General features: G+C 70.7%; 23 protein-coding genes and 2 pseudogenes. 11 read left to right on the top strand and 14 right to left on the bottom strand.

The window, feature by feature from the left end; genetic code table 11:
* Positions 1-184: 184 nt before the first annotated feature.
* The 4 genes and pseudogenes from ACZ5VC_RS03630 to ACZ5VC_RS03615 all read right to left on the bottom strand — a co-directional run.
* Positions 185-1,981, bottom strand: a complete 1,797-nt coding sequence (locus tag ACZ5VC_RS03630) for a helix-turn-helix transcriptional regulator (protein WP_469118453.1) — start codon at positions 1,979-1,981, stop codon at positions 185-187.
* A 131-nt stretch (positions 1,982-2,112) separates the two neighbouring features.
* Complete coding sequence (locus ACZ5VC_RS03625) at positions 2,113-3,486, bottom strand: FAD-dependent oxidoreductase (RefSeq protein WP_469118452.1); 1,374 nt, start codon at positions 3,484-3,486, stop codon at positions 2,113-2,115.
* 114 nt (positions 3,487-3,600) lie between these two features.
* Positions 3,601-3,732 (bottom strand): annotated as a pseudogene (locus ACZ5VC_RS03620) (hypothetical protein); the annotation flags it as partial.
* 143 nt (positions 3,733-3,875) lie between these two features.
* Positions 3,876-4,544: pseudogene (locus ACZ5VC_RS03615) on the bottom strand (Scr1 family TA system antitoxin-like transcriptional regulator); the annotation flags it as partial.
* Positions 4,545-4,709: 165 nt separating this feature from the next.
* On the opposite strand from ACZ5VC_RS03615, the gene ACZ5VC_RS03610 reads away from it, so the two are divergent.
* Positions 4,710-4,937, top strand: a complete 228-nt coding sequence (locus ACZ5VC_RS03610) for a hypothetical protein (RefSeq protein ID WP_469118451.1) — start codon at positions 4,710-4,712, stop codon at positions 4,935-4,937.
* A 5-nt stretch (positions 4,938-4,942) separates the two neighbouring features.
* Complete coding sequence (locus tag ACZ5VC_RS03605; protein ID WP_469118450.1) at positions 4,943-5,158, top strand: hypothetical protein; 216 nt, start codon at positions 4,943-4,945, stop codon at positions 5,156-5,158.
* Positions 5,159-5,249: 91 nt separating this feature from the next.
* On the opposite strand, the gene ACZ5VC_RS03600 is transcribed toward ACZ5VC_RS03605, so the two are convergent.
* Positions 5,250-5,462 carry a hypothetical protein gene (locus ACZ5VC_RS03600; protein ID WP_469118449.1) on the bottom strand — a complete coding sequence of 71 codons (213 nt, stop codon included), beginning with the start codon at positions 5,460-5,462 and terminating at the stop codon, positions 5,250-5,252.
* 8 nt (positions 5,463-5,470) lie between these two features.
* Here ACZ5VC_RS03600 and recO point away from each other — a divergent pair, with 8 nt between their 5' ends.
* Together recO and ACZ5VC_RS03590 are read left to right on the top strand one after the other, a co-directional pair.
* Entirely contained in the window at positions 5,471-6,217 is a 747-nt protein-coding gene (recO, locus tag ACZ5VC_RS03595) for a DNA repair protein RecO (protein ID WP_469118448.1), read from the top strand.
* A gap of 14 nt (positions 6,218-6,231) precedes the next feature.
* Complete coding sequence (locus tag ACZ5VC_RS03590) at positions 6,232-7,068, top strand: isoprenyl transferase (protein ID WP_468705702.1); 837 nt, start codon at positions 6,232-6,234, stop codon at positions 7,066-7,068.
* Between the two features lie 75 nt (positions 7,069-7,143).
* Here the strand turns inward: ACZ5VC_RS03590 and ACZ5VC_RS03585 are convergent, their stop codons facing one another.
* The 4 genes from ACZ5VC_RS03585 to ACZ5VC_RS03570 form a co-directional block, all read right to left on the bottom strand.
* On the bottom strand, positions 7,144-7,554 hold the full coding sequence (locus tag ACZ5VC_RS03585) for a Fur family transcriptional regulator (RefSeq protein ID WP_468705700.1): 411 nt from the start codon (positions 7,552-7,554) through the stop codon (positions 7,144-7,146).
* A 73-nt stretch (positions 7,555-7,627) separates the two neighbouring features.
* Complete coding sequence (locus ACZ5VC_RS03580) at positions 7,628-8,521, bottom strand: metal ABC transporter permease (protein ID WP_469118447.1); 894 nt, start codon at positions 8,519-8,521, stop codon at positions 7,628-7,630.
* 2 nt (positions 8,522-8,523) lie between these two features.
* Positions 8,524-9,306 (bottom strand): metal ABC transporter ATP-binding protein, encoded by a 783-nt coding sequence (locus ACZ5VC_RS03575; protein ID WP_469118926.1) that lies wholly within the window; start codon positions 9,304-9,306, stop codon positions 8,524-8,526.
* A gap of 14 nt (positions 9,307-9,320) precedes the next feature.
* Positions 9,321-10,301, bottom strand: coding sequence for a metal ABC transporter substrate-binding protein (locus ACZ5VC_RS03570; protein WP_469118446.1), 981 nt, complete (start codon positions 10,299-10,301; stop codon positions 9,321-9,323).
* A gap of 197 nt (positions 10,302-10,498) precedes the next feature.
* Between ACZ5VC_RS03570 and ACZ5VC_RS03565 the strand changes: the two genes are divergently transcribed.
* A complete protein-coding gene (locus ACZ5VC_RS03565; protein WP_469118445.1) occupies positions 10,499-11,881 on the top strand; it encodes a glycine--tRNA ligase in 1,383 nt (460 codons plus the stop codon).
* A 14-nt stretch (positions 11,882-11,895) separates the two neighbouring features.
* Here the strand turns inward: ACZ5VC_RS03565 and ACZ5VC_RS03560 are convergent, their stop codons facing one another.
* Positions 11,896-12,339 carry a hypothetical protein gene (locus ACZ5VC_RS03560; protein WP_469118444.1) on the bottom strand — a complete coding sequence of 148 codons (444 nt, stop codon included), beginning with the start codon at positions 12,337-12,339 and terminating at the stop codon, positions 11,896-11,898.
* A 168-nt stretch (positions 12,340-12,507) separates the two neighbouring features.
* Between ACZ5VC_RS03560 and ACZ5VC_RS03555 the strand changes: the two genes are divergently transcribed.
* Together ACZ5VC_RS03555 and ACZ5VC_RS03550 are read left to right on the top strand one after the other, a co-directional pair.
* On the top strand, positions 12,508-13,719 hold the full coding sequence (locus tag ACZ5VC_RS03555; RefSeq protein WP_469118443.1) for a sensor histidine kinase: 1,212 nt from the start codon (positions 12,508-12,510) through the stop codon (positions 13,717-13,719).
* On the top strand, positions 13,707-14,354 hold the full coding sequence (locus tag ACZ5VC_RS03550) for a response regulator transcription factor (protein ID WP_468705688.1): 648 nt from the start codon (positions 13,707-13,709) through the stop codon (positions 14,352-14,354). The genes ACZ5VC_RS03555 and ACZ5VC_RS03550 overlap by 13 nt, the downstream gene beginning before the upstream one ends.
* Before the next feature lie 67 nt (positions 14,355-14,421).
* On the opposite strand, the gene ACZ5VC_RS03545 is transcribed toward ACZ5VC_RS03550, so the two are convergent.
* Complete coding sequence (locus ACZ5VC_RS03545) at positions 14,422-15,006, bottom strand: TetR/AcrR family transcriptional regulator (RefSeq protein WP_469118442.1); 585 nt, start codon at positions 15,004-15,006, stop codon at positions 14,422-14,424.
* Positions 15,007-15,038: 32 nt separating this feature from the next.
* The gene (locus ACZ5VC_RS03540) at positions 15,039-16,061 is read right to left on the bottom strand and encodes an aldo/keto reductase (RefSeq protein WP_469118441.1); all 1,023 of its coding nucleotides are present in this window, start codon (positions 16,059-16,061) and stop codon (positions 15,039-15,041) included.
* A 213-nt stretch (positions 16,062-16,274) separates the two neighbouring features.
* Here ACZ5VC_RS03540 and ACZ5VC_RS03535 point away from each other — a divergent pair, with 213 nt between their 5' ends.
* Positions 16,275-16,469 (top strand): DUF6243 family protein, encoded by a 195-nt coding sequence (locus tag ACZ5VC_RS03535; protein WP_469118440.1) that lies wholly within the window; start codon positions 16,275-16,277, stop codon positions 16,467-16,469.
* A gap of 108 nt (positions 16,470-16,577) precedes the next feature.
* Here the strand turns inward: ACZ5VC_RS03535 and ACZ5VC_RS03530 are convergent, their stop codons facing one another.
* The gene (locus ACZ5VC_RS03530) at positions 16,578-18,002 is read right to left on the bottom strand and encodes an MFS transporter (protein WP_469118925.1); all 1,425 of its coding nucleotides are present in this window, start codon (positions 18,000-18,002) and stop codon (positions 16,578-16,580) included.
* Positions 18,003-18,130: 128 nt separating this feature from the next.
* On the opposite strand from ACZ5VC_RS03530, the gene ACZ5VC_RS03525 reads away from it, so the two are divergent.
* On the top strand, positions 18,131-18,991 hold the full coding sequence (locus ACZ5VC_RS03525) for an MmyB family transcriptional regulator (RefSeq protein WP_469118439.1): 861 nt from the start codon (positions 18,131-18,133) through the stop codon (positions 18,989-18,991).
* Here ACZ5VC_RS03525 and ACZ5VC_RS03520 read toward each other — a convergent pair.
* Complete coding sequence (locus ACZ5VC_RS03520) at positions 18,964-20,388, bottom strand: MFS transporter (protein ID WP_469118438.1); 1,425 nt, start codon at positions 20,386-20,388, stop codon at positions 18,964-18,966. The genes ACZ5VC_RS03525 and ACZ5VC_RS03520 overlap by 28 nt on opposite strands.
* Positions 20,389-20,440: 52 nt before the next feature.
* Here ACZ5VC_RS03520 and dusB point away from each other — a divergent pair, with 52 nt between their 5' ends.
* On the top strand, positions 20,441-21,577 hold the full coding sequence (gene dusB / locus ACZ5VC_RS03515; RefSeq protein ID WP_469118437.1) for a tRNA dihydrouridine synthase DusB: 1,137 nt from the start codon (positions 20,441-20,443) through the stop codon (positions 21,575-21,577).
* A 408-nt stretch (positions 21,578-21,985) separates the two neighbouring features.
* On the top strand, positions 21,986-24,694 hold the full coding sequence (gene ppdK, locus ACZ5VC_RS03510) for a pyruvate, phosphate dikinase (protein ID WP_469118436.1): 2,709 nt from the start codon (positions 21,986-21,988) through the stop codon (positions 24,692-24,694).
* The last annotated feature ends 106 nt before the right edge of the window (positions 24,695-24,800 follow it).

Here is a 24,800-nt window from a genome sequence, read left to right as displayed (position 1 = left end):
CTTCGTTCGTAGGCCCCGGGCGGCGGGCGGCGCATCGGCCGAACCGCCCAACCACGGGCAGTCGGCGGCGTGGGCGGAACAGCCCATGCGCCGCGCCTGGGTCCTGTCCATTTTTCGGATCTTGCCGGGCTCGCGTGCCCTGGCACACGCATCTGTTGCGTTGTCGTCGGTCGCCAATGCTCCCCTAGGCCGCGAGGCCGTGCGTATACGCATAGGCCGTCGCGGCCGCACGGGAGGACACGCCCAGCCTGGCGAAGATGTTGTTGAGGTGCCGGGCGACGGTGTGTTCGCTGATCACCAGCGACCGGGCGATGTCCCGGTTGGTGCCGCCCGCCGCGACCAGCCGCAGGACCTCTGCCTCCCTCGTGGTGAGGCCGCCGGGCAGGGACCTGCGCGTCCCGCTGACCAGGGCCGCCGCACGTCGCGCGTCGGGCACCGCGCCGAGCTGCTCGAACGCGGCCCGCGCGGCCGTCAGCTCCAGCCGCGCTGCCTCGTCGTCGCCCGCGGCCCGGTACGCGGCGGCCAGCAGCACCCGTACCTGCGCCGCCTCGTACGGCACCCGCAGCTCCCGCCAGCCCGCCAGCGCGCGGCGCAGCGGCCGCAGGGCCCGGTCGGGGTCGTGGGCGCCGTACCGGGCCAGTTCCAGCGCGCCGAGGGCGGTGTCCGCCATGGACCCCAGCAGCGTCGCGCCGGCCGTCGGTTCACCGGCGAGGGCCAGGAGCTCCGCGACCGCCTCGGCCGCGCCCTCGATGTCTCCGACGGCCAGATCCACCTCGGTCTGCGCCGCCCGCAGCCGGGCGCGCCCCAGCACGTCATGGCGCGCGTCGCCCTGACACGCCAGGGCCAGCCGCAGCCCGGTCACCGCGGCGTCGGCCTTCCCCTGCGCGAGCCGGAGCAGCGCGAGGCCGGGCTGCGGGATGCGGCCGAGGTCGTTGGCATGGGTGTACGAGACGGCGGCGTCGTCGTGCCGGCCGCGGCGACGGGCGATCTCCCCGGCGACGTACTGCGCCTCCGCGGCGGCCTCCAGACTGTCGGGCAGCACCTCCTCGCAGACCAACTCGGCCTCGGCATCGGCGAGGGCCCACTCCCCGAGCAGATCCAGCACCTGCACATGGTGGATCCTGCAGAGCCCCCGGAACGGGTTGTCGGTGCGAACTCCCGGGCCGGGCACGAGCGGGGCGGTGGGCCAGGGCGGAGGGACGGGGGTGACGGGCGCCCGGCGGGCGACGGCCCCGCGCGCCGCGTCCCCCGCCGCCCCGCGTCCGGCACCGGACCAGGGGCCCGCGCACCAGGCCATCGCTGCCGTCGTCCATTCGACCGCTCGGCCGAAGTCCGCCGCCTCCATGCACTGGGTGAGCGCCAGGCAGTACAGCCAGCCGGTGAACATGCCGTTCAGCTCGCCCGCCGTCACCGCGCACATCGCGTCGTCCAGGACGGCCAGCCCCTCCGTCCTGCGGCCGTTGCCGAACAGTGCCGTCGCGTGGGCCTGGCGGCTCAGGGCGACGAGTCCGGGGCTGCCCGCCTGACGGGCGATGCGATACATGCGGCGGGCGGCGGCCAGGGCGCCGACCGGGTTGTGGTGCTCCCCGGCCTCCTCCACATCGGTCCAGGCCAGATAGCACTGCTCCGGGCACTCCGGTACCTGCTCCAGATGGTGGCGGGCACGGTGCAGCCAGCCCGCCGCGGCGGCGGGCCGCCCCAGGTTCCGGTACTCGAAGTGGATCCACCAGGCCGCGTACCCGGCCCGCCGGTGGTCGCCCGCCGCCGCGTAGCCGGCGTGGGCCCGCAGCCGGGCGCCGAGCGACTCGTCCACACGCCCCGCCCACCACGCGGCGTCGGCCAGCGTGTCCAGGTCGTGGGGGTCGAGGGCGTGGGAGGGATGCTCGTCGAGCTGGCGCAGGACGGCGTACGCCTCGGCCCAGGACTCACGGGCCGCCGCGTCCCGCGCCCACTCCACGGAGGGGGCCTGCTGGACGGCCATGGCCGCTCCCTTCCCTTCCAGAGTAGGAGCGGACGGGTTCTCCCGCGCACCCCCGGCGCACAGACGGCCGCGCCCCGCCCATCCCGTGAGGATGAGCGGGGCGCGGCCGTCTGCTCGTACCGGTCGTCAGCTCACTCGGCGAGCGTCACACCGCTCGCGCGGAGCATCTCCTCGCGCTCGACGAGCTTCACCCGCTCACGGCCCTGCGCCTCGCCGAGCGCCTTCTCCGCCGCGTCCAGGCTGTGCCAGCCCTCCCACGTCGTGTACGTGACGCCCCGCGCCTCCAGGAACTCCACGATCGACTGCTCGTCCGGGGCGTCGGGGGTGTGCAGGCGGCCCTCGCGGTGGTCGTCGAGGAGGTTCGCGACCGTCTCGTTGGCGTCGCCCTTGGTGTGGCCGATGAGGCCGACCGGACCGCGCTTGATCCAGCCGGTGACATACGTCGACCGGAGGTGCTCGCCGCCCTCGACGACCCGTCCGCCCTCGTGCGGCACGGTCCCGCTGGCGAAGTCGAAGGGGAGCTTGGGCAGCTCGTCGGAGAGGTAGCCCACCGCGCGGTAGACGGCCTGCACGTCCCAGACCTGCGTCTCGCCCGTGCCCTTCACATTGCCCGTGCCGTCCAGTTCGGTGCGCTCGGTACGGAGTCCGACGACTTTGCCGTCCTCGCCGACGACCTCGGTCGGCGACTCGAAGAAGTGCAGGAACAGCTTGTGCGGCCGGTCGCCGACGTCCCGGATCGCCCAGTTCTCCAGCGTCTTGGCGACCATGTCGGTCTGCTTGTTCTTGCGGCGCTCGGCGATCGAGCCCTCGTCGTAGTCGATGTCCTCGGGGTTGACGACGACCTCGATGTTCGGCGAGTGGTCCAGCTCCCGCAGCTCCATGGGGCTGAACTTCGCCTGGGCCGGCCCGCGCCGTCCGAAGACGTGGATCTCCAGCGCCTTGTTCGCCTTGAGTCCGTCGTAGACGTTCGCGGGGATCTCGGTCGGCAGCAGCTCGTCCGCCGTCTTCGCGAGGATCCGCGCCACGTCCAGGGCGACGTTGCCGACACCGAGCACGGCCACCTTCTCGGCCTCCAGCGGCCAGGTGCGCGGCACGTCCGGGTGCCCGTCGTACCAGGACACGAAGTCGGCGGCGCCGTACGACCCGTCGAGGTCGATCCCGGGGATGTCCATCGCCCGGTCGGCGCTCGCGCCGGTCGAGAAGATCACCGCGTCGTAGAACGCGCGGAGGTCGTCGAGGCCGAGGTCCGAGGGGTAGTCGACATTGCCGAAGAGACGTATCTGCGGCTTGTCCAGCACCTGGTGCAGCGCGGTGATGATGCCCTTGATGCGGGGGTGGTCGGGCGCGACGCCGTACCGGATCAGCCCGAAGGGCGCCGGCATCCGCTCGAAGAGGTCGATGGACACGCCCGGCTCGGCGGCGGCCTCGGACTTCAGCAGGGCGTCGGCGGCGTAGATGCCGGCGGGGCCGGCGCCGACGATTGCGACCCGCAGGGGGCGAGGCATGAGGGTTCCCTTCGAGCGACCTGGGCGGCGGACAGCCGTCCTACTTAGGTCACCCTTTCAAACCACTGACGCGGGCCGGTACCCGCCCCCGGCCTATGACCCCATAAGGCGGCCTTATGGGGTCCCATGGGGTCGGCTTATGAGAGCGAGCCGACGAAGGCGGCCCAGGCGGGGGCGCCGATCAGGAGGACGGGGCCCGGCCAGGGTCTTGCTGTCCCGGACAGGGACGACGCCGGCGATGTCGTCGAGGACCTCGAGGCAGTCGCCGCCGTCTCCGTCGCTGTAGGAGCTCTTGGGTCAGGGGGCGGAGCCGGGGAAGTCGTACGCGACTTCGACGCCTCCGGCGACAGAGCGGCGGCCCTCAGTAGATCGTAAGCCGCCCGTGTGCGTTTCACTACTGCTGGTTCGTCCAGCAGATTCCCCGAATACACGGCTTCCGTATAGGCGGTTGGAGGTGCGTCCTCGAACTTCATGAGCTTCACCGGTTTGCCCATCTGCGCGTACGCGCCGTCCTCGAAGGGGAGTGCCTGGGGCCAGGACCCTCCGCTCGCGGATCAGCACCGCGATGTGGTCGAGCCGGCTGGCCATGGCGGCGTGGCTGCCCACCGGGACGCGCAGCACCGCCTCGTGCACGATCCCCAGTACTCGGGCCGGGCGTTTTTGAGGATCTGGGCGCGCTCCATGCGTGCCGTGACTGTCTCATCGATGTACTCCTCGCCGGCGAGTGGATTGCTCGCCAGAGTCACCGCCCGGGCGTAGGCGGGAGTCTGGAGTAGGCCGGGCGCGACCGTCGGTTCGAACTCGCAGATCTTCGTCGCCAGCGCCTCCAGCTCCGCCACCGCAGCGAAGTAGTCCGCGTACCGCGAATTGCTGATCGGCTTCCGGCGCATCCGCTCGAAAATGCCATCGGTTTGTAGCACCTCGTCGATCCGCTGCGCCACGTCCAGCTGCGGCTTCCGAATCGCCTGTTCGAACTGTCCGATAGACCCGCCGGAAACGAAGACCCGCCGCCCCAGCTCCGCCTGGATTGACCCCGCCGCCTCCCGCCGCCGCTTCAGCTCGGTCCCGAAGAACTCCTACGCATCCTGCCGCGACCTGTTGGCCATGGGTTAACTGCCCTGTGCTGCTCCGCAGTTGTAGCGCGTGTGCAACGGACGATTCTAGGTGGGTAGGGCCAAAGTGGGGGACGTAAACAGGAAATGGATTCGGGAAGGTTCGCCAGGGTGAAGAAGGAAGAGGAGAACCAGGCTCCGGTCGGGAGCATTGACGATGCGCGGGAGGCGGTGGCGGAATTGCGTGCGGCTCTGGAGAAAGTCGGTATCAGGCTGCCTTCGCTGGGACTCGACCCCGTCTCGTGCGCGGACGAAGTGCCCCGGCCCCTGGTCGAATTGGGACGCTGCACGGTCGAGACGGCCCGCCGACTGGCCGCTGCTCTACCGGGGGAAGGATGAACGGGATGGCCTTGCCCGTAGGGCTGTACGTCGTAGAGATCAGCACAGGACGTGTGGGCCGCGTCATGGGGCACGAGGGGCCCTATCTCCAGCTGAGACCCTTCGGCGGTGGCCGGGAGTGGGACTGCGAACCGGAGGGCGTACGGCTCGCGACGGCTTCGGAGCGGCTCAGCGCGGCGACGGCGTACGCGAACGCGCGGAGCCGGGGCGAGGTGCCGTGAAGGGGCCGTCGGGCGGTGCCCGCGTCAGCCGTACCAGGTGATGTCGCGGATGTGGACGTACGCGTGACGCGGCACAGCGGAACGCTCTCGATCACAGCCCTGCCTCGGATTCCGCCGTCTCCCTGATCCGGCGGATCTCCTCGATCGCCTCCGCCGGGTCCGCGACGTCCGCGTCGACGATCTGCTCCAGCTCGCGCAGACGGGCCGCTCTTCGAGGGAACCGTTCGATCGCGACGAAAACGGCCCACGAGTGCACAAAGGCGCGCAGCGGGAGGGGCCGCCGGGGCCCCGCCGTACGGGACAATGGGCCGTATGAGTCTGTTCCGCGACGACGGCATCGTGCTGCGCACCCAGAAGCTGGGTGAGGCGGACCGCATCATCACGCTCCTCACGCGCGGTCACGGGCGCGTACGCGCCGTGGCACGCGGGGTGCGGCGGACGAAGTCGAAGTTCGGGGCGAGGCTCGAGCCCTTCTCGCACGTGGACGTGCAGTTCTTCGCGCGGGGCAGCGAGCTGATCGGGCGTGGGCTGCCGCTGTGCACGCAGAGCGAGACGATCGCGCCGTACGGCGGCGGGATCGTCAGCGACTACGCCCGCTACACCGCCGGGACGGCGATGCTGGAGACGGCGGAGCGGTTCACGGACAACGAGGGCGAGCCGGCGGTGCAGCAGTATCTGCTGCTCGTCGGGGGGCTGCGGACGCTCGCCCGGGGCGAGCACGCGCCGCATCTCATCCTCGACGCGTTCCTGCTGCGCTCCCTGGCCGTCAATGGCTACGCGCCCAGCTTCGAGGACTGCGCGAGGTGCGGCATCCACGGCCCGAACCGTTTCTTCTCGGTCGCGGCGGGCGGAGTCATATGCGGCGACTGCCGGGTGCCCGGCAGCGTCGTACCCTCACCGGAGGCCATCGGCCTCCTCAGCGCGCTGCTGACCGGCGACTGGGAGACGGCGGACGCGTGCGCACCGCGTCATGTCAGGGAGGGCAGCGGACTGGTGTCCGCCTATCTGCACTGGCACCTGGAGCGCGGCCTGCGCTCGCTCAGATACGTAGAGAAATAGGAGATGTGAGCCGCATGGCACGACGCGGAATCCTCGGACGGTCCCGCCGTGAGTACAAGGTCCCCGAGCCGCACCCCTCCGGCGCGCGCCCCCCGAAGATCCCGGCCGAGCTGGTGCCGAACCATGTGGCGTGCGTCATGGACGGCAACGGCCGCTGGGCGAAGGAGCGCGGGCTGCCGCGCACCGAGGGCCACAAGGTCGGCGAGGGTGTCGTCCTCGACGTGCTCAAGGGCTGCATCGAGATGGGCGTCAAGAACCTCTCCCTGTACGCCTTCTCCACCGAGAACTGGAAGCGCTCGCCCGACGAGGTCCGCTTCCTGATGAACTTCAACCGGGACGTCATCCGGCGGCGCCGGGACGAGATGGACGAGCTGGGGATCCGGATCCGCTGGGTCGGCCGGATGCCGAAGATGTGGAAGTCGGTCGTCCAGGAGCTCCAGGTGGCGCAGGAGCAGACTGTCGACAACGACGCGATGACCCTGTACTTCTGCGTCAACTACGGCGGCCGCGCGGAGATCGCGGACGCGGCGCAGGCGATCGCGCGGGACGTGGCGGCGGGGAAGCTGGACCCGTCGAAGGTGAACGAGAAGACCTTCGCGAAGTACATGTACTACCCGGACATGCCGGACGTGGACCTCTTCCTGCGGCCGAGCGGCGAGATGCGCACCTCCAACTACCTGATCTGGCAGAGCAGTTACGCGGAGATGGTCTTCCAGGACGTGCTGTGGCCGGACTTCGACCGGCGCGACCTGTGGCGCGCGTGCCTGGAGTACGCCCAGCGCGACCGCCGCTTCGGCGGGGCGGTCCCGAACGAGGAACTCGTGGCCATGGAGAACGGGCTCGTCAAGTGACGGCCTGACCGCGACGGCGTACGCGAGGGGCCCGCACCGATCAGTCGTCGGTGCGGGCCCCTCGCGTACCTCGGGTCACTTCGCCGCGCACTCCGCGCAGGTGCCGAAGATCTCGACCGTGTGCGCCACGTTCACATAGCCGTGCTGCGCCGCGATCGTCTCCGCCCACTGCTCCACCGCCGGGCCCTCGACCTCGACCGCCTTGCCGCACATGCGGCACACCAGATGGTGGTGGTGGTCGTCCGTCGAACAGCGGCGGTAGACCGACTCGCCGTCGCTGGTGCGCAGCACGTCGACCTCGCCCGCGTCGGCGAGGGACTGGAGGGTGCGGTAGACCGTGGTCAGGCCGACGGAGTCGCCTCGGTGCTTGAGCATGTCGTGCAGCTCCTGCGCGCTGCGGAACTCGTCCACCTCGCTCAGCGCCGCCGATACGGCGGCCCGCTGCCGGGTCGACCGGCCGCGCACGGGGGGTCCTGCAGTCGCCACAGGTGCCTCCTCACAATCGCCCGCACAAATACTCTGTCGGGCGCCATTCTGCCAGCTCGCGCTGTCGGTCCGGTCAGGCCGCGACGTCGTCCTTCGGTGGGCGGGTGCCCGGGACCGCCATGTCGCACGTGTCGGCGGCGGCCTCGACGGTGCGCGCGCGGCGCCTGGCGAGGGGCCCCGCGAGCGCGGTGAGGGCGATGAACACGGCGATGGCCAGCAGCACGATGGTCGCGCCCGGGGAGACGTCCTGGTAGTACGTCGTGACCGTGCCGGCCAGCGTGACGCCGGTACCTATCACCACGGACAGGACGAACGTGGCCCGGAAGCTGCGCGTCAGCTGCTGCGCCGCCGCGACCGGAACCACCATCAGCGCGCTGACCAGCAGCAGACCGACGACCCGCATCGCGACCGTCACCGTCACGGCGGCGGTGACGGCGATCAGCAGGTTGAGCGCCCGTACCGGCAGACCCGTGACCCGGGCGAACTCCTCGTCCTGGCTCACCGCGAAGAGCTGGCGGCGCAGCCCGATCGTGACGAGGACCACGAAGGCCGCCAGGACGCAGATCGCGGTGACGTCCTCGGTGGAGACCGTGGACAGCGAGCCGAAGAGGTAGGAGAGGAGGTTCGCGTTCGAGCCGTTCGGCGACAGGTCCATCAGCAGGACGCCGCCGGCCATGCCGCCGTAGAAGAGCAGCGCCAGCGCGATGTCGCCGCGGGTGCGCCCGTACGCCCGGATCAGCTCCATGGCGACCGCGCCGGCGACCGAGACGGCCGTGGCCATCCAGACGGGGCTGGCCGACAGGAGGAAGCCGAGGCCGACGCCCGTCATGGCGACATGGCCGATGCCGTCGCCCATCAGCGCCTGGCGGCGCTGCACCAGGAAGATGCCGACGGCGGGCGCGGTGATGCCGACGAGTACGGCCGCGAGGAGCGCCCGCTGCATGAAGGCGGGCTCGAGGAATTCCATGATCAGGTCAGCAGTCCCGTGCGGAGCGGCTCGTCGGCCGCGTGCGGATGTACGTGGTCGTGGCCCGGCAGCGCGTGCTGGCCGACGGCCTTCGGCGGGGGGCCGTCATGGACGACGCAGCCGTCCCGCAGCACCACCGCGCGGCTGATCAGTGGCTCCAGGGGACCCAGCTCGTGCAGGACGAGCAGCACGGTCGCGCCGCCCGCGACCTGCTCGCGCAGGGTCTCGGCGAGGATCTCCTGGCTGGCCAGGTCGACCCCGGCCATCGGCTCGTCCATGATCAGCAGCTCGGGGTCGGAGGCGAGCGCGCGGGCGATCAGGACCCGCTGGTGCTGGCCGCCGGAGAGCGCGCCGACGGAGTCCTTGGCCCGGTCGGAGAGGCCGACGAGTGCGATGGCGCGGTCGACGGCGGCCCGGTCCGCCCTGGACATCGGGCCGAACCTCCTGCGGGAGAGCCGGCCCGAGGAGACGACCTCGCGCACGGTGGCGGGGACGCCGGAGGCGGCGGTGGTCCGCTGGGGCACGTACCCGACGCGCGTCCAGTCGCGGAAGCGCCGCAGTTGGGTGCCGAAGAGGGAGATGGCGCCGCCGGTCAGCGGGACCTGCCCGATGACGGACCGGACGGCGGTCGACTTGCCGGAACCGTTGGCGCCGAGCAGCGCGACGACTTCGCCGCGCCGGACGGTGAGGTCGATGCCGCGCAGGACGGGGCGCGAGCCGAGCGCCGCCGTGGCTCCACGGACGGATATGACGGGCTCCATGGGCTGCTCCTCCATTGCCTGCATCGCTGCTGTACGGGTCACTTCGCGCCGAGGGCCTTCTTCAGCGCGGCGAGGTTGGACCGCATGACCTCGATGTAGTCATCGCCCCTGGACGTGTCCGTGATTCCCTCCAGCGGGTCCAGGACGTCGGTCTTCAGACCGGTGTCCTTCGCGAGGGTCTTGGCGGTCTTGTCGCTGGCGAGGGTCTCGAAGAAGACGGTGGTGACCTTCTCCTTCTCCGCCATGTCCTGGAGTTCCTTGATCCGGGCGGGGCTGGGCTCGGCCTCCGGGTCCACCCCGGAGATGCCCTCCTGGTCCAGGCCGTACCGCTCGGCGAGGTAGCCGAAGGCGGCGTGGGTGGTGATGAAGGTCTTGGTCGCCGTGTTCTTCAGGCCCTGCCCGAAGGAGGCGTGCAGGGCGCCGAGCTTGGTGACCAGCTCGGCGGTGTTCTTCTTGTAGGCCGCCGCGTGGGAGGGGTCGGCCTTCTCCAGGGAGGCGCCGACGCCCTTGGCGACCTCGGAGTACTTCACCGGGTCCAGCCAGATGTGCGGATCGGCGCCGGCCTCGCTCTCGTGGCCGTGCTCCTCGGCTGCGTGCGCCTCGCCCTCGTGGCCGTGGTCGTGGCCGACCCCGGTTCCGTGGCTCTCCAGAGTGGTGAGGGTCCCGGCATCCACGGTGTGCTCCACGCCGGCCTGCTTGATCGCCTCGTCCACGGCGGGCTGCACGCCCTTGAGGTAGAGGATGTAGTCCGCTTCACCGAGCTCGCCGATCTGCCTCGGCTTGAGCTCCAGGTCGTGCGGCTCGACCCCCGGCTTGGTCAGAGTGGTGACCGATACGTGTTCCCCACCGATCTGCTCGGCGAGATACTGCAGGGGGTAGAACGACGCCACCACGCTCAGCTTGCCGTCGCTCTTCCCGTCGGCGGCGCCGGAGGTTCCGGAGCAGGCGGACAGGGAGACGAGGCCGAGGCAGACAGCCCCGGCGACGGCGGTGGTGGGTATGAGGCGGCGTACGTTCATGACACTCATTTTCAACAAAAGTGGAAACGATTGTCAACAAAGCCGCTGAGTGGCCTCGACCACCTACCGATTTGATCCTGGGGGTGCGGCCGCCGGTAATCTGAAGCATTCGCCCGCCCGTCTCCCGACCACCACCCCCCACCGAGCGCTTCGCGCCTCCATCAGTCCAAATTCGTCCTCGTAATGAAGAGAGCACCGTGGCCGCCGACAAGATCGACACCATCGTCAGCCTGAGCAAGCGCCGTGGCTTCGTCTACCCGTGCAGCGAGATCTACGGCGGTTCCAAGGCCGCCTGGGACTACGGACCGCTGGGTGTCGAGCTCAAGGAGAACATCAAGCGCCAGTGGTGGCGCGCGATGGTCACCGCGCGCGAGGACGTCGTCGGCATCGACTCCTCGGTGATCCTCGCGCCCGAGGTCTGGGAGGCGTCCGGTCACGTCGCCACCTTCTCCGACCCGCTCACGGAGTGCACCTCCTGTCACAAGCGTTACCGCGCGGACCACCTGATCGAGGCGTACGAGGCCAAGCACGGCAAGGAGCCGGCCAACGGCCTCGCCGACATCAACTGCCCCAACTGCGGCAACAAGGGCCAGTTCACCGAGCCCAAGCAGTTCTCCGGCATGCTCGCCACGCACCTCGGCCCGACCCAGGACGCCGGCTCCCAGGCGTACCTGCGCCCCGAGACCGCGCAGGGCATCTTCACCAACTTCGCCCAGGTGCAGCAGACCTCGCGCAAGAAGCCGCCGTTCGGCATCGCGCAGATGGGCAAGTCCTTCCGGAACGAGATCACTCCGGGCAACTTCATCTTCCGCACCCGCGAGTTCGAGCAGATGGAGATGGAGTTCTTCGTCAAGCCGGGCGAGGACGAGCAGTGGCACGAGTACTGGATGGAGCAGCGCTGGAACTGGTACCGCGACCTCGGTCTCCGCGAGGAGAACATCCGCTGGTACGAGCACCCCAAGGACAAGCTGTCCCACTACTCGAAGCGCACCGCCGACATCGAGTACCGCTTCAACTTCGGTGGCAGTGAGTTCTCCGAGCTGGAGGGCGTGGCCAACCGCACCGACTTCGACCTGAAGGCGCACTCCGCGGCCTCCGGCCAGGACCTGTCCTACTTCGACCAGGAGGCCGGCGAGCGCTGGACTCCGTACGTCATCGAGCCGGCGGCCGGCGTCAACCGCGCCATGCTCGCCTTCATGCTCGACGCGTACATCGAGGACGAGGCGCCCAACGCCAAGGGCGTCATGGAGAAGCGCACCGTGATGCGTCTCGACCCGCGCCTCGCGCCGGTGAAGGTCGCCGTGCTGCCGCTGTCCCGCAACCCGCAGCTGTCGCCGAAGGCCAAGGGCCTGGCGACCGACCTGCGCAAGAACTGGAACATCGAGTTCGACGACGCGGGCGCCATCGGCCGCCGCTACCGCCGCCAGGACGAGATCGGCACGCCGTTCTGCGTGACCGTCGACTTCGACACCCTCGACGACGACGCGGTGACCGTGCGCGAGCGCGACACCATGAAGCAGGAGCGCGTCTCGCTGGACCAGATCCAGTCGTACCTGGGCGGCCGTCTGCTCGGCTGCTGACGACAACGCCTGCCCTACGAAGCCTCTGGTTCCGCACGACGGAACCGGAGGCTTCGTACTGCCAGCACCCCGCACACCACCGCGAGCGGCAGTTCCGCGCAGACCGCCATCGTGACGGCGGTGATCCGCTCGGGCCCCGGCGCCGCCGTCACCACGTCGAACCAGGCGTCCGTCACCAGCAGCGCGGACGTGGCGGCGGCGGTGAGCGCGCCACGCGGGTCGCGGCGCCCGAACAGCACCCCGGTGCCGGTCAGGCCGGCCGCCATCAGGGCGTCCAGACCGACCCAGGCGGTGGCCCAGTGGGAGACCTCGGTGGTGTCGGGAAGAGTGCGGGCCAGCACGAACATCCACGGCACCAGCGCCACCCCGCAGGCCGTGAGCAGCCGGGCAGCGAGGCGCGGGGCGGTACGCGGCTTGCCGCCACGGTCGAGACGGGCGGTCGGCACGACGGCGGTCATGACGCGGGCTCCTTCCGTACCGGGCTCTCCGGCACGTGATCAAGCCTCCGGCGCGGGGCGACGGGAGTCAGTAACACCTGATGCCGACTTGGGGTGGCACTGGTTGCACCCCTGATCCGGTAGGGGGGTTCATGGCTGCCGGTCGAACCGGGCACCTACGGTTGGATCATGAACTTGCCGCCCCGGCTGCGCCGCTCGCTCACGCGGTTGCGGCGTGACCTCCTCTTCATCGCCTCCGGGATACCCCTGCATCTGGTCACGGCCGCTCTGTTCGTGTGGGCTGTGACGCACGCGGCGGGGCTCCTGGCGGGGACGTCGGACGCCGCCCCCTATCTGCTCCCGATCGCCGTCGCCCTCATCGCCGTCGCGGGGTTCGGGCTCACCGAGGGGCACCGCCGGCGCTACCGGGAGCTGTTCGGGAGGGACCTGCCCCGGCTGCGGTACGCGGTGGCCGGGCGCCAGTTCGCGTACAACTGCCTGGTCGCGCCCCTGCTGGGAGTGCTCGAACTGGCCGTGCTCGCGCTGCTGGTGGGGGGAGTGGCCGCGACCACGGTCTTCGGATGGGAGATGGTGGTGCCGGCCCGGGTGCGGATCGCCCACCCCGGCTGGACCACCTGGGCCGCTTATCTGATGGTCGCGGGCATCGCCGCCCTCGCGCTCGTACCGCGTCTCGCCGGAGCACTCGTACGGCTGGAGAACCGCATCGCCCCGGCCGTGCTGAGGGACGCCCCGGGGGAGGCGCTGAAGCAGCGGGTCGAGGACCTCACCGAGAGCCGGGCCGGCGCCGTCGACGCGGCCGATGCCGAGCGCCGCCGTATCGAGCGGGATCTGCACGACGGTGCCCAGCAGAGGCTCGTCTCGCTCGCGCTGAACCTGGGGATCGCCAAGGTGACGCTCAAGGACCTGCCGCCCGAGGTGTGGCAGGTGATCGACGACGCGCACCGGGAGGCCAAGGAGTCGATCGAGGAGCTCAACCAGCTGGTACGGGGGCTGCATCCGGCCGTACTGGACGAACTGGGCCTCGACGCGGCGCTCTCCGGCCTGGCGGCCCGGGCACCGCTGCCCGTACGGCTGCTGGTGGACATGCCGGAGCAGGCCGCGCCCGCGGTCGAGGCCGTCGCCTACTTCGTGGTCTCCGAGGCCCTGACCAACATCGCCAAGCACGCCCGGGCGACCCGCGCCGGCGTGATCGTCACGCGGCTGCCGGACATACTGCGGGTGGTCATCACCGACGACGGTGCGGGGGGTGCGGACCCGTCCGGGGGCACCGGGCTCACGGGGCTCGCCCAGCGGGTGCGGTCCGTGGACGGGGCCTTCCGGATGAGCAGCCCCGTCGGGGGCCCGACCGTCATGACTGTGGAGCTGCCGTGCGTGCTGTGATCGCCGAGGATTCCGTCCTGCTCAGGGTCGGCGTGGTCAAGATCCTGGAGATGGCCGGGTTCGAGGTCGCCGCGGAAGTGGGCGACGCGGAGGGGTTGTTGGAGGCCGTGGCGGAACATCGCCCGGACCTCGCCGTCGTCGACGTCCGGATGCCGCCGGGCTTCACGGACGAAGGGGTACGGGCCGCGCTGCGGCTGAGGCGTCAGTGGCCCGGGACGGCGGTGCTGATGCTGTCGCAGTACGTGGAGGAGCGGTACGCGACCGAACTGCTCTCGGCCCACACCAGTGGTATCGGCTATCTGCTCAAGCAACGGGTCGCGGACGTGGAGGAGTTCATCGAACTGCTGCGCCGGGTCGCGAACGGCGGGACGGCCCTGGACCCGCAGGTCGTGGCACAGCTCCTGGTACGCCGGCAGAGCGATCCGCTGGAGCGGCTGACCGAGCGGGAGCGGGAGGTCCTCGCGCTCATGGCGGAGGGCCGTTCCAACGCCGGGATCGCCGGCCGGCTGGTGATCAGCGAGAGCGCGGTGGCCAAGCACATCAACAGCATCCTCGCCAAGCTGGATCTGCCCCGGGCCGACGCGGACCACCGGCGGGTCCTGGCGGTCCTGCGCTTCCTGGGGGGCGGCTCCTGAGGCTCGGGCGCCCCGGCCTCGGCGTCCGGCGTCCGGCTCGTGTGACCTGTGGGCTCCCGTGCGGGGCCTATGCGCGCAGGCCGCGCAGCAGCAGCGCCACCACCGCGTCGAACTCGGCGTCGATGGTGGGGCTGCTCCACTCCGGCGCGTACGCCGGGTCGTGGAAGCGGGCGGTCGCGTCGAAGACGGCGCGGGCGGTGCTCCCCGTTTCCGCCGGCGCGAAGTCCCCGGCGCCGACGCCCTCGTCGAGGATCTGCCGGACCTGGCCGACGAGCGCGACGATGTGGGCGTCCACGACCCCGCTGTTCTCGTCGATCAGCACGCCGTACGTGGCGAACAGCTCGGGGTCGTCCAGGGCCTTGTGGCGCTTGGACGCGAAGAGCGCGGCGAGCCAGTCGCCCAGCTTCCCGGGCGCCGGACGGCCCTGCGCCCCGGTGATCTCGGACAGCGCGCCCTCGGAGCGGGCCAGCCAGCGCTCGGTGACGGCCTCGCGCAGCGCCGCCTTGGTGCGGAAGTGCCGGTAGACACTGCCGTGGCTGACGCCCAGCGCCCGGGCCACGTCCACGACCGTGGCCTTCGCCGGGCCGTAGCGCCGCAGCACCTCCTCGGTGGCTTCGAGGATGCGGTCGGCGGTCAGCGGCTCGGTGCTCATAACCAGTGAAGGTACCCGCCTCCGCGGACGGCTCAGCGCTCGCTGTCGAGGTGGGCCATCTGGGCGGCGGGGTAGCGCTCGCCCGCCGCCGCGCCCGCGGGGACGGCCTGCTCGATGGCGGCCAGGTCGTCGGCGTCGAGGGTGAGGTCGAGGGCGCCGAGGGCCTCGGAGAGCCGGTCGCGGCGGCGGGCGCCGACCAGCGGGACGATGTCGGTGCCCTGGGCGAGCACCCAGGCGATGGCGGTCTGGGCGACCGAGGCGCCCTTGCGCTCCGCGAGCTCACGGAGCCGGTCCACCAGGGCCAGGTTGTGCCGGAGGTTCTCGCCCTGGAAGCGGGGGCTCATCCCGCGGAAGTCATTGGCGGCCAGCTCGCGGTCACGGGTGAAGTGGCCGCTGATGAGACCGCGCGAGAGCACGCCGTACGCGGTGACGCCGATGCCGAGCTCGCGGGCGGCCGGCAGGATCTCGTCCTCGATGCCGCGCGAGATCAGGGAGTACTCGATCTGGAGATCGGCGATCGGGGCGACGGCCGCGGCCCGGCGCAGGGTGTCCGCGCCGACCTCCGAGAGGCCGATGTGGCGGACGTGGCCCGCCTCGACCAGCTCGGCGATGGCGCCGACCGTCTCCTCGATCGGGACGTCGGGGTCGACACGGGCGATCCGGTAGACGTCGATGTGGTCGGTGCCGAGGCGCTGGAGCGAGTACGCGGCGAAGTTCTTGATCGCGGCCGGGCGGCCGTCGTAGCCGGTGAAGCCGCCCTCGACCGTGCGCAGGGCGCCGAACTTCACGCTCGTCAGGGCCTGTTCGCGCAGCCCGGCCGGAGCGGTGCGGAGCGCTTCGTTGATCAGCAGCTCGTTGTGGCCCATGCCGTAGAAGTCGCCGGTGTCGAGGAGGGTGATGCCCGCGTCGAGCGCGGCGTGGATGGTCGCGAGGGACTCGGCGCGGTCGCTGTCTCCGTAGAGCGCGGACATGCCCATGCAGCCGAGGCCGAGCGCGGAGACGAGGGGGCCGGTGGCGCCGAGCGGGCGGGTGGGGAAGGGGGTGGTCGTCGTCATGACGCCACTATGGCATATCGAATAACAGATTTCAATATCTGTCATTCGATGCGCGAGGCGGTGGAAACCGGGTGCCGGGGCGCCGGAAAGCGGGGTACCGTCACGGGCATGTCTTCGTTCCTCCAGATCTACGAGTGAGAGTGCGGCGGGCCCGCACCCGCCCCCCGACCACGCGATTGCCGGATCACTTCTCACCAGGACTGGGAGACCCCCATGGCCAAGAGCCGCAACAACCTTCTCGGCGTAGGCGGACAGCGCAAGAAGCTGTCCCGCGCCGACCAGCAGGGCAACGGCCCCGCGCGCAACGCCGACCGCAAGTCGGCGGCCGAGCAGAAGCTGGAGCTCGTCCGCAAGATGCGCGAGCGCGCGACGGGCACGGAAGGCGCCGACAACGCCGAGGCCGAATAGCCGTGCGAGCAGGCGCAGCCGCGTGAACGGCTGAACCTGCCGCCAGTCACCACAGCGCGGGGCCCGGGGCACTTTCGTGACCCGGGCCCCGCGTTCGCGCATGTCGCCTCAGCCCACCGCCCTCGGCAGCCGCAGACCCAGCAACCCCGTCAGGGCCACCGCCCCCAGCTGCACCAGCAGCGTCACCACCAAGGCGTCACGCATACCCGTCGACTCCGCCAGGGCCAGGAAGAGCGAGCCCAGCGTCGCCACGCCCAGCGCCAGGGCCGACTGCTGCGTCGTCACCATCACACCGCTGCCCACGCCGGCCCGGTCCGCCGGGATCTCGGACAGGACGATGCGGAACAGGACCGGCAGCTGGAGCCCCTGGCCGAAGCCGGCGAGCACCACGCCGGGCAGCAGCTCCACGAAGCCGAGCCCGGGCCAGGCGCGCCAAGCCGCCAGGATCAGCAGCCCGATGCCGGCCGCCTGGATCACCGCCCCGGCCACGACCACCCGGCTGCCGTGCCGCCGGACCAGACGGGGCCCCGACAGCGACGCGACGAAGAAGGCGGCCGCCATCGGCACCAGGGCGAGCCCGGAGGCCACCGCGCTGTGTCCGAGCCCCTGTTGGAGCACGACCGCGATCACGAACATGAAGCCGCTGAAGCCGATCGAGAAGGGCAGCACCATGCTCAGCCCCCGCCGCAGCGACACCAGCTCCAGCAGACTCGGCGGCACCAAGGGCGTCCGGCCCTGACGGTCCGCGCGACGCTCCACCCGCCAGAAGGCCACCGCCGCGAACGGGAAGACCCCGAGGGCGACCCACGTCCACAGCGGCCAGCCCGTCGAGCGGCCCTCGGTGAGCGGGGCGAGGAGCGTCAGGAGGGCGAGGGCCAGCAGGAGGGTTCCGGGGACGTCGATCGGCGCGGGCCGCTCGGAGCGGGTTTCCGGCATCGTACGGAAGGCCAGCGCGAGCCCTGCGAGCGCGACGGGCACGTTCACCAGGAAGACCGGCCGCCAGCCGGTCCCCGCGATGTCCGCCGCGACGAGGACACCGCCGAGGATCTGGCCGGCGACCATGGACAGTCCGGCCGTGGCCCCGTACAGGCCCATGGCCCGCGCCCGGCGCGCTCCCGTCGTCGAGGCCTGGATGGTCGCCAGCACCTGAGGCAGCATCAGCGCGGCCGCCGCGCCCTGCGCCACCCGCGCGCCGACCAGTGTCCAGGCGGTCGGCGCGAGGCCGCAGGCCAGTGAGGTGAGGCCGAAGGCGGCCATGCCCGCCAGGAACAGCCGACGGCGGCCGAGGAGGTCACCGAGCCGTCCGCCGAGGACGAGCAGGACGGCGTACGCGAGCCCGTACCCGGCCACCACCAGCTCCAGCAGCGCCGGTCCGGCGGTCAGGTCCTGGTCGATGGTCGGCAGGGCGACGTTGACGATGAAGAAGTCGACCAGCGGCAGTGCGGCACCGAGGAGCACGGTGAACAGGCCGAGCGCGCCGAGCGCGGGCGCGGGGTGGTCGACGACCGCGCCGATGGGCGCGGCCTTGACAATTGCGGAGGAGGAGTCGGTAGTACTCACGGCATGGACGATCCACCCGTCCTCAGCCTGGTACCAGAGTCTCTTTATCCTGGTACAACCACTACCTGGCAACGGCCCGGCGCCTTGGGCACCCTGGGGGCATGACGATGGTGGCGCAGCACGACGGGACCGACGTACGACGGCACGAGCTGGCCGGGTTCCTGCGCAGCCGTCGCGAGCGCATCACCCCCGAACAGGTCGGTCTGGTCCGGGGCCGCCGCCGGCGCACCCCGGGGCTGCGCCGCGAGGAGGTCGCCCAGCTCTCCGCCGTCGGCGTCACCTGGTACACCTGGCTGGAACAGGCCCGGCCCATCCAGGTCTCCTCGCAGGTCCTGGACGCGCTCGCCCGTGCGCTGCTGCTCGACCCCGTGGAGCGGGCCCATCTCTTCTCCCTGGCGGGAGCCGTCGACCCGGCGCCCGAGACGCCCTGTCCGGCCGTCACCCCGGCGCTGCGGCACATGCTGGACCAGTTGGAGCCCGTGCCGGCCTGCGTGATGAACAGCCGCTACGACATCCTCGCCTACAACCGCACCTACGGGCGGCTGCTGTGCGACATGGACGCCCTGCCCCCGGAGGACCGCAACTGCATGTGGCTCGCCTTCACCAACGCCGACTGGCAGGCGGCGGTCGCCGATCTGCCCGACTCGCACCGGGTGATGGCGGGCAAGTTCCGTGCGTCGATGGCCGGGCATCTCGCCGAGCCCGCGTGGAAGGCGCTGCTCGCGCGGCTGGAGGCGGCCTCGCCCGCGTTCCGTGAGGTGTGGGCGCGCCACGAGGTCCTCCCGCAGGGGCGCAGGATCAAGGGCATCCGCAACGCCCACGTCGGCCTGCTGCACCTGGAGCACACCAATCTCTGGCTCGGTCCGGCGGCGGGCCCCCGGCTCGTCGCCTATGTGCCGGTGGACGAGGAGTCCCGGGCGGGTCTGGAGCGGCTTCAGGCGCTGGCGCTCGCGGAGGTCTGAGCGTCGGCGGACTCCAGGCGGGCGGCGTTGCGTTCGGCCGTGTGGCGGGCCCAGGCCCCGCTGGTCAGCGCGCCGGCCAGCAGGACGCACAGGCCGCACGCGGTGATGACCCACCAGGCGGCCCGGCTCGCCTCGACGAAGCCCTCGATGTGCGACGTGGGGCTCACTCCCGACGCCAGTACGGCCCCGATGACGGCGACGCCCAGGGTCGCCCCGATCTGGCGGCTGGTGGAGGCGACGGCGGCCGCCACGCCCGCCTGGGCGCGGGGCATCCCCGAGACGGCGGTGTTGGTGATGGGCGCGTTCACCATGCCGAAGCCGAGACCGAACAGGACGTACCCGGTGAAGAGCAGCGGGGTGGACGCCTCCGCGTCGAGGACCGCGAAGACGAGCCCGCTCGCGGCCATCGCGACACCCGCGACCAGCAGCGACAGCCGGGGCCCGCGACTGCCCACGAGCCGTCCGGACAGTGGCGCGCAGACGAGGGTCAGGCCCGCCATCGGCAGCATGTACAGCCCCGCCTGCAGAGCGGACAGGCCGCGGACGTCCTGCAGATAGAGCGTGTTCAGGAAGAGGAACCCGCTCAGCGCGGCGAACGCGCTCACCGCGATGACCGTGGCCCCGCTGAACGGCGCCGAGCGGAAGAAGCGCAGGTCGATCAGGGGCTCGCGGCGCCTCGGCTCGTACAGCAGCAGCCCGGCGAGCGCGACGGCCGCCGGCGCGGCGACGAGCGGTTCGCGCTCGATGATCGCGTATGTGAGCGAGCCCAGGAACACGATCACCAGGAGCTGGCCGACCGGGTCCACCCGGCGCGGCCTGGGCGCGCGGGACTCGGGGACGTACCGCAGGGTCAGCAGCAGCGCGGCGAGACCGATGGGCAGATTGATCCAGAAGATCGAGCGCCAGCCGACCGACTCGACGAGGAGGCCACCGACGATCGGCCCCGCCGCCATGGAGATGCCGACGACCCCGCCCCAGACGCCGATCGCGCGGGCCCGCTCCCGGGGCTCGGTGAAGGTGTTGGTGATGATCGACATGGCGACCGGGTTGAGCATCGACCCACCGACGGCCTGGACCATGCGGAACGCGACGAGCGAGGTCAGATCGGGCGCGAGCGAGCAGAGCAGCGAGCCGAGGGAGAAGAGGACCAGGCCGGTGACGAAGACCTTGCGGCGGCCGATGCGGTCGGCGGTCGAGCCGGCGAGCATCAACAGCGAGGCGAGGACCAGGGTGTAGGCGTCGATCGTCCACTGCAGCCCGGCGACGGTGGCGTGCAGCTCCTTCTGGATGGAGGGGAGCGCGACATTCAGGACGGTGTTGTCCAGGCTGACGATCAGCAGGCTCATGCAGCAGATGACCAGGACCAGCACGCGCCGCCGGGATGTGAGCTCTGGCATACGTCGATAGTACGACTAACTAATGACTGCGGGTGTGCGCGACAATGGGGCAATGACCGCGTTCACTCCTCTCGCCATCGGCCCGCACACCGTGCAGCCGCCGGTGGTGCTCGCGCCCATGGCCGGCATCACCAACGCTCCCTTCCGCACTCTCTGCCGTGAATTCAGTGGCGGCAAGGGACTGTTCGTCAGCGAGATGATCACGACGCGGGCGCTGGTCGAGCGCAACGAGAAGACCATGCAGCTGATCCATTTCGACGAGACGGAGACGCCCCGCTCGATCCAGCTGTACGGCGTGGACCCGGCCACCGTCGGCAAGGCCGTCCGCATGATCGTGGAAGAGGACCTGGCCGACCACATCGACCTGAACTTCGGCTGCCCGGTCCCGAAGGTGACCCGCAAGGGCGGAGGCTCCGCGCTGCCGTACAAGCGGCCGCTGCTGCGGGCGATCCTGCATGAGGCCGTCTCGGGCGCGGGCGACCTCCCGGTCACCATGAAGATGCGCAAGGGCATCGACGACGACCACATCACCTACCTCGACGCCGGGCGGATCGCCGTCGAGGAGGGTGTGACGGCGATCGCTCTGCACGGGCGGACGGCGGCGCAGCACTACGGCGGCACGGCGGACTGGGACGCGATCGCGCGTCTGAAGGAGCACGTCCCGGAGATCCCGGTGCTCGGCAACGGCGACATCTGGTCGGCCGACGACGCCCTGCGGATGATGCGCGAGACGGGCTGCGACGGCGTCGTCGTGGGGCGCGGCTGCCTGGGGCGGCCGTGGCTCTTCGGCGACCTGGTGGCGGGCTTCGAGGGCACCGGCGCCTTCGCCGAACCGACGCTGCGGGAGGTCGCGGACGTGATGATCCGGCACGCGACGCTGCTCGGCGAGTGGATCGGCGACGAGTCGCGCGGGGTCATCGACTTCCGTAAGCACGTGGCCTGGTACCTGAAGGGCTTCGCGGTCGGCTCGGAGATGCGCAAGCGGCTGGCGGTCACCTCGTCGCTGGACGAGCTGAGCGCTCAGTTGAGCGAGCTGGACCTGGATCAGGCGTGGCCGGTGGGCGCGGACGGCCCCCGTGGCCGCACCTCGGGCAACAACCGGGTGGTACTGCCGGACGGCTGGCTGAAGGACCCCTACGACTGCTCCGGGGTCAGCGCGGACGCAGAACTGGACACGTCGGGCGGGTGAGCCCACATGGGCGAGGGGCCGCTCAGATGGTCCGGATGCTGGAATTCCGGCTGCGAGTGCGGCGTGATCCTCGCCACCCCTGATAGGGGGTGCGCTCAGATGAGCGGTTGTGAACTGACTGCATTTCTCAAAGGGTGGCACTGGGTGCCACCCTTTGTGTGTTCAAGACTTAAACGCAAGAGTCGAGAAGTTCGCTCATGTGAGCGTTTATTCTCTGGTTTGAGTCAAAGAACCTTCGAGGGGTGAAGGACTGCGGCGCCCCTGAGTTACCCCCTAGTCACTTTCGATCTGCTGGCGGACGGGTGGTTAAGGCCGTATGACGGGTAGGCGTACATACCCAGACGCCTTCGATCTGGGTATGTTCCTCGCCGTCAGGGCAGCCACCGAGTCCTCGAGGAGTCGAGACCCGTGTCGGAAAACAAAGATCAGAAGTTCGTGTACGACTTCACCGAGGGCAACAGGGACCTCAAGGACCTGCTCGGTGGCAAGGGCGCGAACCTCGCCGAGATGACCAACCTCGGCCTCCCGGTTCCTCCCGGCTTCACCATCACCACCGAGGCCTGCAAGGTCTACCTGGAGAGCGGCACCGAACCCGCCGCGCTGCGCGACGAGGTCAGCGCGCACCTCGACGCCCTCGAGCAGACCATGGGCAAGAAGCTCGGCCAGGCCGACAACCCGCTTCTGGTCTCCGTCCGCTCGGGCGCCAAGTTCTCCATGCCGGGCATGATGGACACCGTCCTCAACATCGGTCTGTCCGACGAGTCCGTGACCGGGCTCGCCACGCAGGCCGGCGACGAGCGCTTCGCCTGGGACTCGTACCGCCGTCTGATCCAGATGTTCGGCAAGACGGTCCTCGGCGTCGACGGCGAGCTCTTCGAGGAAGCCCTCGAGGAGGCCAAGCAGGCCAAGGGTGTCGTCATCGACACCGACCTCGCGGCCGCCGACCTCAAGAAGCTGGTCAAGCACTTCAAGAAGATCGTCTCCCGCGAGGCCGGGCGTGACTTCCCGCAGGACCCGCGCGAGCAGATGGACCTGGCCATCAAGGCCGTCTTCGACTCCTGGAACACCGACCGCGCCAAGCTCTACCGCCGCCAGGAGCGCATCCCCGGCGACCTGGGCACCGCCGTCAACGTCTGCTCCATGGTCTTCGGCAACCTCGGCCCCGACTCCGGCACCGGCGTCGCCTTCACCCGCGACCCCGCCTCCGGCCACCAGGGCGTCTACGGCGACTACCTGCAGAACGCGCAGGGTGAGGACGTCGTCGCCGGTATCCGCAACACCGTGCCGCTCGCGGACCTCGAGTCGATCGACAAGAAGTCCTACGACCAGCTGATGACGATCATGGAGACGCTGGAGACCCACTACAAGGATCTCTGCGACATCGAGTTCACCATTGAGCGCGGCCAGCTGTGGATGCTGCAGACCCGGGTCGGCAAGCGCACCGCCGGTGCCGCCTTCCGGATCGCCACCCAGCTCGTGGACCAGGGTCTGATCGACGAGGCCGAGGCCCTCCAGCGCGTCAACGGCGCGCAGCTCGCGCAGCTGATGTTCCCGCGCTTCGACGACCAGGCGAAGGCCGAGCTGCTGGGCCGCGGTATCGCCGCCTCGCCCGGCGCCGCCGTCGGCAAGGCCGTCTTCGACTCGTACACCGCCGTCAAGTGGTCGCGCTCGGGCGAGAAGGTCATCCTGATCCGCCGCGAGACCAACCCGGACGACCTCGACGGCATGATCGCCGCCGAGGGCATCCTGACCTCGCGCGGCGGCAAGACCTCGCACGCCGCCGTCGTCGCCCGCGGCATGGGCAAGACCTGTGTCTGCGGCGCCGAGGAGCTCGAGGTCGACACCAAGCGCCGCCGGATGACCGTCAACGGGACCGTCATCGAGGAGGGTGACGTCGTCTCCATCGACGGCTCCACCGGCAAGGTGTACCGCGGTGAGGTCCCCGTCGTGCCGTCCCCGGTCGTCGAGTACTTCGAGGGCCGGATGCATGCCGGCGCCGACGACGCCGACGAGCTGGTCGCGGCCGTCCACCGGATCATGGCGTACGCGGACCGAGTACGCCGCCTGCGCGTACGGGCCAACGCCGACAACGCCGAGGACGCCTCGCGGGCCCGCCGCTTCGGCGCCCAGGGCATCGGCCTGTGCCGCACCGAGCACATGTTCCTCGGTGAGCGGCGCGAGATGGTCGAGCGTCTGATCCTCGCCGACACGGACGACGAGCGCGAAGGGGCACTGAGTGCCCTGCTGCCGCTCCAGAAGAAGGACTTCGTCGAGCTGTTCGAGGCGATGGACGGCCTGCCCGTCACGGTCCGTCTGCTCGACCCGCCGCTGCACGAGTTCCTGCCCGACATCACCGAGCTGTCGGTCCGGGTCGCCCTCGCCGAGTCCCGCAAGGACGCCAACGAGAACGACCTGCGCCTCCTCCAGGCCGTGCACAAGCTGCACGAGCAGAACCCGATGCTGGGTCTGCGCGGTGTCCGCCTCGGTCTGGTCATCCCCGGCCTGTTCGCCATGCAGGTCCGGGCCATCGCCGAGGCCGCCGCCGAGCGGAAGAACGCCAAGGGCGACCCGCGCCCCGAGATCATGATTCCGCTCGTGGGCACGGTCCAGGAGCTGGAGATCGTCCGCGAGGAGGCCGACCGCGTCATCGCCGAGGTCGAGGCCGCCACCGGCACCGACCTGCGCCTGACGATCGGCACGATGATCGAGCTGCCCCGCGCCGCCCTGACCGCCGGTCAGATCGCCGAGGCCGCGCAGTTCTTCTCCTTCGGCACCAACGACCTCACCCAGACGGTGTGGGGCTTCTCGCGGGACGACGTGGAGGCCAGCTTCTTCACCGCGTACCTGGAGAAGGGCATCTTCGGGGTCTCGCCGTTCGAGACCATCGACAAGGACGGCGTCGGCTCGCTCGTCCGCAGTGCGGTACAGGCCGGCCGTGCCACTCGCCCCGACCTGAAGCTCGGCGTCTGCGGCGAGCACGGCGGCGACCCGGAGTCGGTGCACTTCTTCCACGAGGTGGGCCTGGACTACGTCTCCTGCTCGCCGTTCCGCATCCCGGTGGCGCGCCTGGAGGCCGGCCGCGCGGCGGCCACCTCCACGGGCTCCGACAGCCGGTAGGGCCGAAGAGCCACTGAAGCACCGGAGCCGCCGTCCGTCCCCGACCCTCACCGATGGGCGGCGGCTCCGGGATGAAAGAGACGGGGCGGGACACCTTGTGCGGAGG

The sequence above is a fragment of the Streptomyces sp. NPDC033174 genome, from assembly GCF_055577795.1.
This window is presented reverse-complemented; position numbering and strand designations above follow the sequence as displayed.

What these genes read in the sequence shown, in the direction of transcription:
- ACZ5VC_RS03540 (WP_469118441.1), bottom strand. Translation starts at nt 16,061, where the DNA reads ATGACGACGACCACCCCCTTCCCCACCCGCCCGCTCGGCGCCACCGGC.
- ACZ5VC_RS03575 (WP_469118926.1), bottom strand. Translation starts at nt 9,306, where the DNA reads ATGCAGGCAATGGAGGAGCAGCCCATGGAGCCCGTCATATCCGTCCGT.
- ACZ5VC_RS03525 (WP_469118439.1), top strand. Translation starts at nt 18,131, where the DNA reads ATGACGATGGTGGCGCAGCACGACGGGACCGACGTACGACGGCACGAG.
- ACZ5VC_RS03590 (WP_468705702.1), top strand. Translation starts at nt 6,232, where the DNA reads ATGGCACGACGCGGAATCCTCGGACGGTCCCGCCGTGAGTACAAGGTC.
- recO (WP_469118448.1), top strand. Translation starts at nt 5,471, where the DNA reads ATGAGTCTGTTCCGCGACGACGGCATCGTGCTGCGCACCCAGAAGCTG.
- ACZ5VC_RS03605 (WP_469118450.1), top strand. Translation starts at nt 4,943, where the DNA reads ATGGCCTTGCCCGTAGGGCTGTACGTCGTAGAGATCAGCACAGGACGT.
- dusB (WP_469118437.1), top strand. Translation starts at nt 20,441, where the DNA reads ATGACCGCGTTCACTCCTCTCGCCATCGGCCCGCACACCGTGCAGCCG.
- ACZ5VC_RS03535 (WP_469118440.1), top strand. Translation starts at nt 16,275, where the DNA reads ATGGCCAAGAGCCGCAACAACCTTCTCGGCGTAGGCGGACAGCGCAAG.
- ACZ5VC_RS03630 (WP_469118453.1), bottom strand. Translation starts at nt 1,981, where the DNA reads ATGGCCGTCCAGCAGGCCCCCTCCGTGGAGTGGGCGCGGGACGCGGCG.
- ACZ5VC_RS03545 (WP_469118442.1), bottom strand. Translation starts at nt 15,006, where the DNA reads ATGAGCACCGAGCCGCTGACCGCCGACCGCATCCTCGAAGCCACCGAG.
- ACZ5VC_RS03560 (WP_469118444.1), bottom strand. Translation starts at nt 12,339, where the DNA reads ATGACCGCCGTCGTGCCGACCGCCCGTCTCGACCGTGGCGGCAAGCCG.
- ACZ5VC_RS03580 (WP_469118447.1), bottom strand. Translation starts at nt 8,521, where the DNA reads ATGGAATTCCTCGAGCCCGCCTTCATGCAGCGGGCGCTCCTCGCGGCC.
- ACZ5VC_RS03570 (WP_469118446.1), bottom strand. Translation starts at nt 10,301, where the DNA reads ATGAACGTACGCCGCCTCATACCCACCACCGCCGTCGCCGGGGCTGTC.
- ACZ5VC_RS03520 (WP_469118438.1), bottom strand. Translation starts at nt 20,388, where the DNA reads ATGCCAGAGCTCACATCCCGGCGGCGCGTGCTGGTCCTGGTCATCTGC.
- ACZ5VC_RS03555 (WP_469118443.1), top strand. Translation starts at nt 12,508, where the DNA reads ATGAACTTGCCGCCCCGGCTGCGCCGCTCGCTCACGCGGTTGCGGCGT.
- ACZ5VC_RS03625 (WP_469118452.1), bottom strand. Translation starts at nt 3,486, where the DNA reads ATGCCTCGCCCCCTGCGGGTCGCAATCGTCGGCGCCGGCCCCGCCGGC.